The organism is Paenibacillus protaetiae (assembly GCF_004135365.1).
Taxonomy (GTDB): Bacteria; Bacillota; Bacilli; order Paenibacillales; family Paenibacillaceae; genus Paenibacillus_AP; species Paenibacillus_AP protaetiae.
In genome coordinates this window covers 4,064,399-4,076,959 of the sequence record NZ_CP035492.1, presented here as the reverse complement: position 1 = coordinate 4,076,959, position 12,561 = coordinate 4,064,399, and the positions used below count along the sequence as shown (strand labels likewise).

The window sequence follows — 12,561 nt, the reverse complement described above, 5'->3', positions numbered from 1 at the left end:
TATCGTCTGAACGGAAGCGGCCGGGCTATCCTTTTTTCAGCTCCAGCGTAACAAGCATGGAACCATCTGTGCCATACGGTTCAAAAGAAGCCGAATAACCGGCCGGCTCATTTAGTCCGGCGACCGCTTTACGCAAATCTTCCCGCAGCTGCGTCCCCGCCGAATAGCGGAACTGCAGCTGCTTAACATTGCTGCGCAGCGCTTGCCTAATCCGGGCTGTCAGCTGCGGAACGTTTGTTATCGTATGCTCCGCATCCATCCACTGCAGCCCCAGCTCGTTCCGCAGCTTGGCATAGGCAGCCTGGTTAGCAGCCGTTCCGCGCCGCATGAGCGATTGGAGCGTATCATCGTAGCTTGTATCGGCCGCCGGATAAACAAGCGTCCAGGAATGATCTTTAGCAAGCTGCTCATCCGTCCGCAAATAATAGGTGTAGCGGATAGTATCTTTGGCTTTCGGGCGGATGGCGGCTGATGCACAACCGGATCATCCCAAGTCAGGTCAAGGTGATACCATTTGCCGTCCAGCTTCACCATGTTCCACGCATGATCCCCTGTATTTACTTTGCCTTCGGCGATAAGCGCCGTCAGCCCCGCTTCCTGCAGCATCCGGTAGCCAAGCAGCGAATAACCTTGGCATACCGCGTAGCCGGACGTTAAAGCATCGTAAGCCGTATATTTTTTTAGCTGCTGATCGTATTCTACATGTGACACAATCCAATCATGGATCACTTTCACTTTCTGATGATCATTCATGCCCGGTTTCACGAGCCGGCTTATCCATTGCTTGACCTGCGCTTTTACATAAGCAGTCTGCGCTTTGGTTTCCCGGTACCGGGCTTCCACATGTATCGTCGAGCGTCCGCCGGCGCTGCGGATCGTATACACATAAGAAGCAAGCGTATACCGGATATAGTCGTCTTTGGCAATGGCTTCTTTTATTTTAGCCGGCAGCTCGTCAGCCAGTTTCTTCCGGTCTCCAGCGTACGTCATGTCAAAGCTGCTTTCCCCGCTTGCAAATCCGGCATACAATTCTGAAGCCAACGTCTCCTCCGGATCGGCAAAACCTGCCTGTTCATTGCTGCGGGCTGCAAGCACATGCTCGCGGATCGTATCCTGCCCGCTCCATCCAATCGCTGAAGCTGCAACGGCGGCGAGCGCCGCCCATTTGGCCAATCGGTGTTTCGCCATATTTACGCCCCCTGTTCCGTTACGGGCATGAGCAGTGCCGGGCGCTTATCCCCCACCGCTTATTTCCATTAACAAAAGCTTTATATTCCATTATAGGCGAGGGAAAGCCCTTTCATTCGATTTGATTGTACATGCCCCGCAAGCGGCCCCCCGGATGCGTTAAACAACCGTGCGAGCCGCAGGGCGAAACGGACACTCCCGCCGGGCATGCCTCCTTTTGCTTTCCGTCCATTATATGCGCCTCCGCCGGTGGCACTTGGGCGGAAAAGCATAAATGCCCCTTTGCTGTTGGTTCGCTTTGCGAACCCTGTTAGCAAAGGGGCACCCGGCCCGTTCAATGGTTTTACAATGTATCAGTCAGCCGTTCCAGCTCATTCACCATACCGAACAGGTTCGCCCGGTTTTCGAATTCTTCACGGCTTTCCGGAAGCGGGAGCTGCTTATGATATTGCCTGATCTCTTTCAGCTCTTCATACAGCCCGCCGGTTGGCTCTCCTTCGCGCAAGCAGAGGCTCAGCCGCTCCACGAATCCGCCGATCCTGCTGCTTTGCTCCATCTGGGCCGTAATGCGGGATACCATCGGCAGCATCCCCTCCAGCAGCTGCAGCTGCTGCCGTTTCTGGTCAAACAAAGTAATGTAGGTGTCATCTTTGTGCAGCGTATGGTTTTCCGCATTCAGCAGCGCCAGGGCACGCGCTTTATTTAACGTATCGCCCAGCTGGAGCAATTCGCGCCCGTCCCAATCGGTAGCGCCCTTCATTAAGTAATTGGAAATCTCATGCAAGATCGAAGCGATCTGCTGATCCGCCTCTTCCCGGTAACGGAGCAGCGTCTTGTCGATGCTGGGCATGTACCAGTTCACAACCAGCGCGACGCCAAGGCCGATCAGCACGATCAGCAGCTCGTTCCAAAAAAACGACAGTTCCATCTGCTTATTCATATATACATGCATCATAATAACCAAACTGCTGGCGAGGCCCTCCTGGATGCGGAGCGCGACAACAAGAGGAATAAATAACAGCAGCAGTACTAAAATCGTATACGGCTGGTAGCCGATCAGTTCAAAAAGCGCGGTTGAAATGATAAAGCCAAGCAAACACGCCAAAAAGCGGCTGACCGCCGCTTTTATCGATTGCTTGCGTGACTTTTGAATGCAAAGCAGTGTCAAAATGCCTGCTGCCGTAAAATATTCAAGCTGCAGAAGCTGGCCGATCAATACGGAAATACTGACGCCTGCAGCTGTTTTGAGTGTCCGGAAACCGATTCTCATAGCTGTATACCGCCTATGTCGTTAATATCGTATCGTTTACGTTCCCTATTGTAAGCCAAATTCCGGATTTTGTCCTGTTCCGGTTTTGCAGCTTTCCGGATAACGCTCAGCCCAGCCCGCCTCAGACGCCGCTCAGGAAAGAATGCGTGCTGCAGGGCCGTTTTTTACTTTGCGGAATTTGATAAAGCTGCCGATTCGCCAAATCCCGATATATACAAGCGCCATATCCATGGCCAGCAAAGAAAACTCGCCGGTATTCATGCCGCTGAAGTATTGAGTAAGCGCAATGCGGATCGCAATAATGCCGATAAATATATATTTCAAGTTTTTGTTAGCTTTCGGATAGATGTGCCCGTCCGTCCTTCTTTCGTAGGCTGTCTGGTACAGCATAACTGTGCCGAACAATACGCCGAGCAGCGCTGCGATGAGAAGTTCCCACGACGCCGGCCACTCAAACTTGTCTTCCGGCAGGCGTACGAGCTGCGATACAGCCAGCCCAAACACGATGACGATATAAGCAAGCGGATAAAGCAAGCCGTAGCCTTCTCCTTTAACGGGACGTTTGTTCCGCCCCATTCTGCGCCATACAATCAGCCCGATAATAGCGGCTGCTGCTACAAAAGAAATAATAGAAGCTCCTGTATGATTCATGGTCATGCCCTCCGTATTTTCGATTTATAAAAGAAGTTTATTTTCGAGCAAATAAGCGGCTGTCCGCATAAACAGGTAGCTGACCAACCAGCTTGCAGCCATCGCGGCAACAATTAGCAGCGGATGGGGAAACCACGGCGCTTGCGATCCTTCCGTAAACCGATCAAATGGATCGGAAGCGAACGAATACAACAAGCTTGTGGCGCTGACTGCTACGATCCACAGCAGCAAGGAAGCAAACCGCCAAACGCTGTACCTCCAGCTTGCCAGCAGCAGGCCTGCCGCCGTTAGAACAGGGGTAAATCCGACGATAATAATTAGCCAGCTTGTGCCCGCCTCCATAAAAGCCCGCCAATGCTCCATCGTAAAAGAAGGGACTGTGACGGCAATAATAAGGGAATAGACAGTCAGCGCAGCCAGGCTTAATACAACCAGGTACAGCGAAAATAAGCAGGCGGCCGCCCATTTGGCCGCAGCCAGCTTGCGACTGGAATAAGGCATCGCAAGCCAGAAGCCGTATGTGCCGCAGTCCCATTCCTTTCTTATAAGACGAAAGCCGCTGAACAGCACAATAAACGGGAAGCCAATCGTCACATACCAGAAGCCCACGACTTTCTCGGCATCGGAATAGCTGTTGTATGCAAAAAAAGCGCCTAAGATCAAAAGGGCCGCAATGGCATAGACCCGTTTGGCATATTTGACGGAAGCGGGGCTGTTCGCATGGCCTCTGCTTCCTCTTGTTTTCAGCTCATGCCGTATAAGCTGAAGCATCGTATTGGACGAGTTCACTGTTTCCACCCCTTCGTATACATGTTGCGGAATACTTGCTGGATCGAGCCGTACTCGGCACGCAGCCGTTCGGTATCTCCGGACCAGATGGCGCGCCCTTTATCCATCATGACCGTGTAATCAAACATGCCTTCCACCTCTGCAATATCGTGCGTACTGATCAGCACCGTTTGCCGGCGCTCCTCCAGGCGGTCCAGCATCCCTGCAATAATTGCTTCCCGCGACAAAATGTCGATACCGGCAAACGGTTCATCCAGCACGAGCAGAGGAACATTTCTCGCCAGGCATAAAATAAGCAGCACCCGCGCTTCCTGGCCGCGGCTCATCGCCCCAAGCTTCATCCCCAGGTCGACATCCATATACGCAGCCAGCTTATGCGCAGCATCCGGTTCAAAGCCGGGCAAAAACGATGCCCCCCATTCAAATGCCTGCTGCGCCGTATGGTTCGGATACCAGCGCGCCCGATCGGGCAAATAAGCAATTTGGCCGTTCAACGCCCAGCCCGGCTTGCCGCCCAGCACCGTGATCTCCCTTCTTCGGGGCGGATCAAACCAGTTACCGCTCGAAAAAAACTGGATTTGCCGCAGCCGTTTGGCCCTAGTATGCCTGTAATCGTACCTTCCGGAATCGCAACATCAAACTGCTGCAGCGCTGTTTTGTGGCCGTATCGCTTCGTAACTCCGGCGGCGGTAATGATCGGGTTTACGCTCATAACCGGTCCTCTCCTTTTCTGCTTCTGTTCATTTCCACATAACGCTGTATATCGTCCCATGACAGCCCGAGGCTCTCCATCTGGGCCAAAAATTGATCAATATATTTCTCCGCAATCGTAGTCCGGAAAAAAAACACTTTCTCCTGCGAGGAAGTTACATACGTCCCTTGCCCGCGCCGTTTTTCCGTCAAGCCGTCACGCTCGAGCTCCGCGTATGCGCGCATAATCGTATTCGGATTCATTCTAAGTTCTTGTGCGAGCTCGCGAACCGAGGGCATTTTCTCTCCCAATGCAATCTCTCCTTTAGCGATGGCACTTCTTGCCTGATCCAATACCTGCTCATATAACGGCTGGCTGAAATCGATATGAAACCGGATAGACTTAGCCTTGTTATCTTCCACAGCCGTTCCTCCTATACGAGATTCGCATCCTGTTTATGTGATTTAAGTGTATTATATCACTTAATACACTTAATACAATAGAAGCATCCATCTTTTTCGGCGGATGACATACGCCAATTTTTGCATACTAAAAAAGAGCATCCGTGACGGATGCTCTTAAAAATGAACATGCATATTACACCGGAAGCCGCTCTTTTGCCGCAAACTTTTCTTTGTACATTTGCGGCAAATGCTTGATCTTATAATCAATCGTCTCCAAGCTCCGCTGCGTTTCTTCGATTTGCTTCAGCACATTGTTACGATGCCTGGAAAGGATGGCAAGCCCTCGCTCCACCAGCATTTCGTAGCTTGTGCAGCATTCGGTAAAGGTGCGAAGTTCTTTAATCGGCATGCCGGTATGCTTCAGGCAGCTGATTAAATCAATCCATTCCACATCCTGGTCATGGAACACTCTTGTTCCGTTATCCCGGTCAAGAAAAGGAAACAGTCCTTCCTTATCGTAATATCGGATGGTATGGATCGATAAATTCGTTTTTTTGGCTACTTGCGATATCGTGTAGCTCATCCTGTTCGCCTCCGATAATTTTTGTTGACCTAGAGCCTACTCTATAGGGTATCGTGAAGTTGTCCGGCAATAAACTAAAGGATTTGCTCTGTTCGAGCTTCAATAATAGTTTATTGTGTTCTTGTCTTCCAGTAAAGTTTTGAAAGGAGAACGGTATTATGAAAACGATTCAAATTGCAAACACAGACCTTCGCGCATCCAATATTATTATGGGGAATATGCGCATTAACCAGCTTTCGTTATCCGATACGGAACGCCTTATCCGCACCGCTTTGGAAGAGGGCATCAATTTTTTTGACCACGCCGATATTTACGGCGCCGGTAAGTGCGAAACGCATTTCGCCGAAGCGATCCAAATGAACGATTCCATCCGCGAGCAAATGATATTGCAAAGCAAATGCGGTATCCGCGGCGGATATTTTGACTTTTCCAAAGAACATATTTTAACTTCCGCCGACGGCATTTTGCAGCGCCTCAACACCGACTACCTGGACGTCCTGCTGCTGCACCGTCCGGATACGCTCATGGAACCGGAAGAAATCGCCGAAGCGTTCGACAAGCTGCACAGCAGCGGCAAAGTCCGTTACTTTGGCGTATCGAACTTTAGCCCGGCGCAAACCGAGCTGCTGCAAAAATATGTGAAGCAAAAGCTGGTCGTGAACCAAATCCAGCTCAGCATCGCACATACGCCGGTCATTGATTCGGGCATTACGCTCAATATGAACATCGACCAGGCGATCAACCGCGACAGCAGCGTGCTGGAATACAGCCGCCTGAAGGACATTACGCTGCAGGCATGGTCCCCGTTCCAGAAAGGGTTCTTTGAAGGTCCGTTCCTGGGCGACATGGAGCAGTATCCGGAGCTCAACCAGAAGATCGACGAAATCGCAGCCAAATACGGCGTTTCGAATACGGCGATTGCCGTTGCATGGATTACGCGCCATCCGGCAAATATCCAGGTCGTAACCGGCACAACGAATGTACAGCGCCTGAAAGATTGCGCGGCAGGTTCGGAAATTCCGCTGACCCGCGAAGAATGGTACGGCATTTACCGCGCTTCCGGCAAAATCGTGCCTTAAGCCGGCTTCATAACAACTAGGGACCAAAACGGCAAAATCTCTTGCGTGCAGGCAGGAGATCTTGCCGTTTTTTTTGCCATTAACCGATTGGAAAGTGCTGCAGCTAACGAAAATACGGAGCAGCTTGCCTTGCCGGCGGCAGCTGCTCCGTATTTTGTTCTACGCCAAGGCGTTATTTTGCGCTTGCCGCATCCCGCCACGAATAAGCCGGATGCCAGTTCAGCACCTCACCGGCTCGCTTGTTGGAAACAAGCGCTCCAGGCGTCTTCTCCGGCAGCGGCAGCTGCGGATAATATTGGGCCGCAAGCGACTGCAAATCAGTGCCGCTCAGCAGATCGCTTGCCGTAATGCCCAGACGGCACGCTTCATCAGCCCGCGGCAATGGAGCGGTGAGCGCAAGCCGGCAGGCGGACGCTGCATCCCGTGCATCCACATAGCTCCACAAGATGCGATGATGCCTCGCCGTATCGGCAAAATAGCCGATTTCGCGTTCATATTCTTCCGGCGCAACAATTAAGGAGAAGCGGAGCATGAACAGTTCCATGCCGGTTCTGCGTGCAAACATATCGCCGGTCAGCTCGTTCAGCCCTTTGGACAAGCCGTAGCTTTCCTGGGGCAGGAGCGGGTGCGCTTCATCCACCGGCAAATAGTCCGGCGCAAACGGATGTTTCGCCCAGCAAAAACCGTACGCCGATTCGCTTGAGCCGGCTACGACCCGCTTGATGCCAAGCTTGGAGGCAGCCTCCATGACGTTATAAGTGGACATCATATTATTATGAAAAATGCGCTCCGGCGAAAAATTGATCGGATTCGGCACCGCCGCCAAATGGACGATGGCATCCGCTTCTGCGGCAATGCCGTATACCTCGCCAAGATCCGTCAAATTCGCCTGCACGTACCGGGAATAACGGCGACCGCCTTGCGCCGGCCGATTGTCGGTTCCAATAACCCGGTATCCGGCTTCGGCCAAATCGTTAACGACAAAGCGGCCAAGCTTTCCTTCTGATCCCGTCACAAGAATCGTATTCATCGCTCACTTCCTCCTTGGCAGCCGTTATGTTATGGACGAAGAAGCGTCCCATCCGGCTTTCTGTCCAATATATACGGGCGGTGGTAAGAGGTGGATACCGCCCCGCCTTGCAGCAGCTTCGCCGCCTTCTCTTCATCAATATCGATGCCAAGTCCCGGCTGATGGTTCACATGCAAGTATCCGCCTTCCAATACGGCATGCCCCGGAAACGCTTCTTTTTCTTCCGCTTTAAAATGATTGCTTTCCTGCACGCCGAAGCTCATGATCGCCATATCGAGATGCGCCGAAGCAAGCTGGTTGACCGGATCGTTCTCCCCGCCCTCCTGCCATGCCGTTCGGACGCCAAACGCTTCGCATACGGCGGCGATTTTGCGGCATGGCGTAATGCCGCCGGCTTTCGAAACACGCATCCGGACGAAATCGATAAGCCGGTTCTGGACGAGCGGCAGCCATTCCTGCGGATGAACAAACAGTTCGCCGATGGCTTGCGGCGTAGAGCTCAGCTCGCGGACGCGGCGGTACCATTCGGTATGTTCGACCTGCAGCAAATCTTCGAGGAAAAACAGCTGATACGGGTCAAGCTCGCGGGACAGCGCCACAGCGCCGGACGGCGTCAAATGCTCATGGACGTCATGCGTAAATGCCAGCTCCGAGCCGAACCGGACGCGCAGCTTCTCAAACATATCCGGTATGGACCGGATATAGCTGGCTTCGTCAAACTGCTTGGCCGGCGGGAACAACGACCGGACGCCGCCATCCACAAAACCGCCGCCGCCGTAGCCGCCGAGCTGGGCGCGGATAATCCGGTAGCCCTGCTCCTTGAAGCGGATCACATCCTCTTCCAGCTCCTCGTACGTATGGCCGTTGGCATGGCCGTAAATCGGCACAGCCGAACGGACAGCCCCGCCAAGCAGCTGGTAAACAGGCATTCCCGCTTCCTTGCCTTTAATGTCCCATAACGCCATATCAATACCGCTCATGGCTGTATGCAGCGTCGAGCCGTTGCGCCAATAACCGCTTGTGTACATCGTCTGCCAAATATCCTCAATCTGGCTGGCGTCGCGGCCAATTAATTGAGGAGCAAGAAGCTCCTCAATGACACTGACTACTGCCTTCGGCTGATACATATCGCTGGCCGAACCGATGCCGTACAGGCCATCCTGATCCGTGATCACTTTCACAATGGTCCAGCTTCCGTCATGCCTTGTACGAATGCATTTGATTTGCTTGATTTTGGCCATTTCAGCACTCCCTCTGCATATTGCAATACATTAGGCTTTTCTGATGCCCACCGTCACAATTTTGGCCGGCCCGGCTTCTACGCTGTATGTTCCGTTCGCTCCGCTTGCTGCGGATGCCCCTTCAACCTCGATGATCGTGCTTTCGTAAACGCCGGCCGCAAACGACGGCTGTACGTCCAGGCGGGACGGCTCCCCGGATACGTTAAACACACGCAGGAACAAATCGTCGCTCAGCTCGCCAACTTTCAAAGCGCTGAACGCCAGCTTCTCGCCTTCCCAGCGGAGCAGCTCATGGTCGGCAGGCAGGCTGCCGGCATGGACGCCGGTTTGCTGTACCGTCCAAGGCACAGGGAATTGGTAAGCTTCCGCGTACGCGCCCGATTCGGCTGCGCTGCCATCATGGACGATCAGCTTCATGCGGAGCGTATGCTCGCCTTTGCATTGCGCTTCCGGCGTCGGGAATACGCCCCAGTCGCCCAGCTCGCGCACGCCGCGGAGCAGTGTGACCGCAATCGTGCCGTCCGTTTGCAGCGCTTCATATTCATTCAGCCCGATATTGGCAACCGTCACACCGGCTTTGCCGTCGCTAATGCTGACAAATGCGTTCTGATGCTGCGCGTTGCTTGGGTTTTTCCATTCCGCTTCCGGCTTGATCGGACGATCCGCCAGCTCATAGATGGAATCCACCGTCACATGATCTGTTTGGAGGCCGGTCGGGAACAACATCCGCACACGGTGATCCTCCACGGTGTTGTTGATGGTGCTGGCAATGCTGACAGAACGCGAGCCTTTCTCCAGGGTCAGCTCCGTTACCAGCTTCACTTCAGCCGTCTGCTGTACACGCTGCGCTTTCCGGTAGCGGAACGGCGCCATCGAGCGGATTTCCTCATCCAGCACTTCGTTTGCGCCAATCGGCAGCATCCAGCGGTGTTCTATGCGGTAAACGGCACGCAGCGGCGAATTTTCAACAAGCGTAATGTCCGCTTGAAGACCTTTTGTCGTCAGCGGCGTTTCACCGTCCGGCTGCTTGTACATATATTCATTGCCGATATCTCCGGTATCCTCGTAAATGCCAAGCCCTTCATAATGATAACCGTTGACTTTATCCTGCAGCCCAAACGAGCCGTCATCCGCGATGAGCACTTTCACAAGCCCGTTCTCCAGTACGCGGTCCGCCGGCGACAGCAGCGCCGCATCAGACGCCGAACCGGCGCCTTGCTTGCGGGTAAGCGCAAAAGAACGGTAGCCGATTCCCGGCACATCCTGCACATAAAGCTCCACTTCGACCTGATAAGCCCAATACGGCCGGCGGAAACGGTCATCCGGCAAGTCGTAGCCAAACCCGATGCCAAGCGGGCGAATTATCGCTTCCACAGCGTTGCCTTCCGCATCCACAACCATCAGCTCACCCGGCTCATAGGAAGCAAACTGCTCATACCATTCAGACGGCTCTTTGCCTGCTTCAAAATAAAGCCGTTCCACATCAACAACTGTTTTGACAACGCCGCTGCGGGAATGGCCGCTTGTATTCATCACCACAAACGGACGATCCGATTCCGCCTTAAAACCGGAGGTGTCGATTTGCGAAGCCAGGAATTCGGCGCTTTGCTCCGCCAGCCCTTCCGCCATTTGCTGCGATTTCGCGAAGCGGGTCATCATCTCGCGGTGCACCTCGTCCACGCTGCAGCCGCAAATGCTGTCATGCGGATGGTTTTGCAGCAGCGTCTTCCAGGCGTACAGCAGCTCGTGGCGCGGATAGGAAGCTCCGGCCAAATAAGCCATCGTGGCCAGCGGTTCGGCTACTTTCTCCAGCAAAGTCTGGGTTGCCACGTTAGCCTGCTTAATGTACACGCGCGCCGATGCCGTATTGACCAGCGTTATCCAGCCGTCCGTCCACTGGCTTCTCAGCTCGCCTTTCACTTCGTCCAGCTGATCCGGTTTATTGCGCTTCAGCGCTTCGATATATTCCGGGAAGCTGGAATGTTTGAAATCAATATCCGGCATGAGCGCTTTCGCCGTCTTCAGCGCTTCGGTCAAATCCTTCTGAAGCGGCTGATGGTCGCAGCCGTTCATGAACAGCAGATCCGGCGACGATGCGAATTGCTCCGCTGCGGCAAGCTTGTGCTTCCAGTACACTTTCGCCTCTTCGGGATCAACCGGAATCTCAACGCCGTTGTTGTACCAGTTGGCAAACAAAATCGCGAGCACGCGGCTGCCGTCCGGCGATGTCCAGTACATCTCCGAATATTTCGAGGTATGGGCGTTGCCTTCCTGAATCTGGTTGTTGAAGCCTACCGGCTTTACGCCGCGGCCGTATACGGCCACGTCGATGCCCGCCTGGCTAATAATTTGCGGGGCTTGCCCGATGTTGCCGAACGAATCGGGAAAGTAACCTACTTTGGCGTAACCGCCTATTTGATTGGATGCGTTAATGCCGATCAGCAGATTACGCGCATTGGCTTCGCTGCTGATCAAAAATTCGTCCTGTAAAATGTACCAAGGACCAACGATCAGCTTGCCTTGTTTTACAAGTTCGTAAACCCGTTCGGCGCGGTGCGGCATTACTTCCAAGTAATCTTCCAATACAATATATTGACCGTCCAAATGGAAGCTTGTAAATTCCGGATTGCGGTCAAACTGCTCAATCAAATCTTCCATAAGCTGAATCAGCTTCAGCCGGTGTTTCTCGAAAGGAACATACCATTCTCTATCCCAATGCGAGTGAGCGATAATGTGCGCTGTCTTAACAGTCATTTTTACTCATCCCAATCCATGTCTCTATTTTTTTATAATCATTAAGCGGCTGCCCGAGCTACATTTTTACAGAACCAACCGTCATGCCTTTGATATACGTTTTTTGCATAAAAGGGAACGCGATCAGAATCGGAACAATGGTAATCAGTGCGCCCGCCATCAGCTCGTTCCACTTCTTGAACGAAGAAGAATCGAGATACATGAGTCCCATCGGCAAAGTGAACATATGCTGGTCATTGACGATGATCATCGGCCAGAGCACGTTGTTCCAGCTGCCGATAAAGTTCATAATGGCAATCGTGCCGATTGCCGGCAGCGCCAGCGGGAGATAAATTTTGTAATAAATTTTGAAGCTTCCGCAGCCGTCCAATACGGCGCTTTCATACATTTCATGCGGAATCGTGCGGAAATAGCTGGTGAATAGGAATATCGCAAACGGCGCGGCGCCGTTGATCATCGGCAAAATGATGCCGATATACGTGTTTTCCAAACCAAGATTCGTCATGTTGATATATAGCGGAATCAATGTCGTTACACCCGGTACAAGAAGCAGCGCAATAAACGTGTAGTAAATGGCCTTTTTCCCTCTATACCGGAACTTGGAGAACGAATAACCCATCATCGTATAAATAATGACAACGCCAATAATAACGATAATGCTGACCACCGCGCTGTTGACAAAAAAGCGGTAAAAGTTCAGCTTGTTCCATACGTCGCCAAAGACGGACCATTGAAATCCGCCTTCCGGCAGCGGAGACTGCGGGTTGGCCAAAGCGTCCTGCGTTGTCTTCAGCGATGTTCCGATCATCCACAAAAACGGATACAGGCAGACCAGGCCGTACAACACGAGTATGATATGTTTGATTGATTTGACCATAGGA

12 protein-coding genes and 1 pseudogene are annotated in these 12,561 nt (G+C 52.7%); 1 reads left to right on the top strand and 12 read right to left on the bottom strand.

Annotated elements, in window-relative coordinates; all coding sequences use genetic code 11:
* Nucleotides 1–25: 25 nt before the first annotated feature.
* From ET464_RS18870 to ET464_RS18835, 8 genes and pseudogenes are all read right to left on the bottom strand, one after another.
* A complete protein-coding gene (locus ET464_RS18870; RefSeq protein WP_129443601.1) occupies nucleotides 26–259 on the bottom strand; it encodes a hypothetical protein in 234 nt (77 codons plus the stop codon).
* Nucleotides 238–1,188, bottom strand: a complete 951-nt coding sequence (locus ET464_RS18865; RefSeq protein ID WP_129443599.1) for a transglutaminase domain-containing protein — start codon at nucleotides 1,186–1,188, stop codon at nucleotides 238–240. The genes ET464_RS18870 and ET464_RS18865 overlap by 22 nt, the downstream gene beginning before the upstream one ends.
* Nucleotides 1,189–1,531: 343 nt before the next feature.
* The gene (locus ET464_RS18860; RefSeq protein ID WP_129443597.1) at nucleotides 1,532–2,458 is read right to left on the bottom strand and encodes an aromatic acid exporter family protein; all 927 of its coding nucleotides are present in this window, start codon (nucleotides 2,456–2,458) and stop codon (nucleotides 1,532–1,534) included.
* Nucleotides 2,459–2,590: 132 nt separating this feature from the next.
* Complete coding sequence (locus tag ET464_RS18855; RefSeq protein ID WP_129443595.1) at nucleotides 2,591–3,109, bottom strand: CcdC protein domain-containing protein; 519 nt, start codon at nucleotides 3,107–3,109, stop codon at nucleotides 2,591–2,593.
* Nucleotides 3,110–3,133: 24 nt separating this feature from the next.
* Nucleotides 3,134–3,898, bottom strand: a complete 765-nt coding sequence (locus ET464_RS18850) for an ABC transporter permease (RefSeq protein WP_165280055.1) — start codon at nucleotides 3,896–3,898, stop codon at nucleotides 3,134–3,136.
* Nucleotides 3,895–4,610, bottom strand: a pseudogene (locus ET464_RS18845) (ABC transporter ATP-binding protein). The gene ET464_RS18850 and the pseudogene ET464_RS18845 overlap by 4 nt, the downstream one beginning before the upstream one ends.
* Nucleotides 4,607–5,011 carry a GntR family transcriptional regulator gene (locus ET464_RS18840; protein ID WP_129443591.1) on the bottom strand — a complete coding sequence of 135 codons (405 nt, stop codon included), beginning with the start codon at nucleotides 5,009–5,011 and terminating at the stop codon, nucleotides 4,607–4,609. The pseudogene ET464_RS18845 and the gene ET464_RS18840 overlap by 4 nt, the downstream one beginning before the upstream one ends.
* A gap of 175 nt (nucleotides 5,012–5,186) precedes the next feature.
* Nucleotides 5,187–5,576: a MerR family transcriptional regulator gene (locus ET464_RS18835; protein ID WP_129443588.1), complete on the bottom strand. Its 390-nt coding sequence runs from the start codon at nucleotides 5,574–5,576 to the stop codon at nucleotides 5,187–5,189.
* A gap of 158 nt (nucleotides 5,577–5,734) precedes the next feature.
* Here ET464_RS18835 and ET464_RS18830 point away from each other — a divergent pair, with 158 nt between their 5' ends.
* Nucleotides 5,735–6,655 carry an aldo/keto reductase gene (locus ET464_RS18830; RefSeq protein ID WP_129443586.1) on the top strand — a complete coding sequence of 307 codons (921 nt, stop codon included), beginning with the start codon at nucleotides 5,735–5,737 and terminating at the stop codon, nucleotides 6,653–6,655.
* A gap of 172 nt (nucleotides 6,656–6,827) precedes the next feature.
* Here the strand turns inward: ET464_RS18830 and ET464_RS18825 are convergent, their stop codons facing one another.
* From ET464_RS18825 to ET464_RS18810, 4 genes are read right to left on the bottom strand one after another with little or no spacing between them, the layout of a single operon-like run.
* A complete protein-coding gene (locus tag ET464_RS18825) occupies nucleotides 6,828–7,685 on the bottom strand; it encodes an NAD-dependent epimerase/dehydratase family protein (protein ID WP_129443584.1) in 858 nt (285 codons plus the stop codon).
* A 29-nt stretch (nucleotides 7,686–7,714) separates the two neighbouring features.
* Nucleotides 7,715–8,926 (bottom strand): enolase C-terminal domain-like protein, encoded by a 1,212-nt coding sequence (locus ET464_RS18820; protein ID WP_129443582.1) that lies wholly within the window; start codon nucleotides 8,924–8,926, stop codon nucleotides 7,715–7,717.
* Nucleotides 8,927–8,956: 30 nt separating this feature from the next.
* Complete coding sequence (locus ET464_RS18815; protein ID WP_129443580.1) at nucleotides 8,957–11,680, bottom strand: alpha-mannosidase; 2,724 nt, start codon at nucleotides 11,678–11,680, stop codon at nucleotides 8,957–8,959.
* A gap of 58 nt (nucleotides 11,681–11,738) precedes the next feature.
* Nucleotides 11,739–12,557 carry a carbohydrate ABC transporter permease gene (locus ET464_RS18810; protein ID WP_129443578.1) on the bottom strand — a complete coding sequence of 273 codons (819 nt, stop codon included), beginning with the start codon at nucleotides 12,555–12,557 and terminating at the stop codon, nucleotides 11,739–11,741.
* Nucleotides 12,558–12,561: the final 4 nt, after the last annotated feature.

Coding starts and splice junctions, on each gene's coding strand:
- ET464_RS18810 (WP_129443578.1), bottom strand. CDS start 12,557: ATGGTCAAATCAATCAAACATATCATACTCGTGTTGTACGGCCTGGTC.
- ET464_RS18855 (WP_129443595.1), bottom strand. CDS start 3,109: ATGAATCATACAGGAGCTTCTATTATTTCTTTTGTAGCAGCAGCCGCT.
- ET464_RS18860 (WP_129443597.1), bottom strand. CDS start 2,458: ATGAGAATCGGTTTCCGGACACTCAAAACAGCTGCAGGCGTCAGTATT.
- ET464_RS18830 (WP_129443586.1), top strand. CDS start 5,735: ATGAAAACGATTCAAATTGCAAACACAGACCTTCGCGCATCCAATATT.
- ET464_RS18815 (WP_129443580.1), bottom strand. CDS start 11,680: ATGACTGTTAAGACAGCGCACATTATCGCTCACTCGCATTGGGATAGA.
- ET464_RS18865 (WP_129443599.1), bottom strand. CDS start 1,188: ATGGCGAAACACCGATTGGCCAAATGGGCGGCGCTCGCCGCCGTTGCA.
- ET464_RS18820 (WP_129443582.1), bottom strand. CDS start 8,926: ATGGCCAAAATCAAGCAAATCAAATGCATTCGTACAAGGCATGACGGA.
- ET464_RS18835 (WP_129443588.1), bottom strand. CDS start 5,576: ATGAGCTACACGATATCGCAAGTAGCCAAAAAAACGAATTTATCGATC.
- ET464_RS18825 (WP_129443584.1), bottom strand. CDS start 7,685: ATGAATACGATTCTTGTGACGGGATCAGAAGGAAAGCTTGGCCGCTTT.
- ET464_RS18870 (WP_129443601.1), bottom strand. CDS start 259: ATGGATGCGGAGCATACGATAACAAACGTTCCGCAGCTGACAGCCCGG.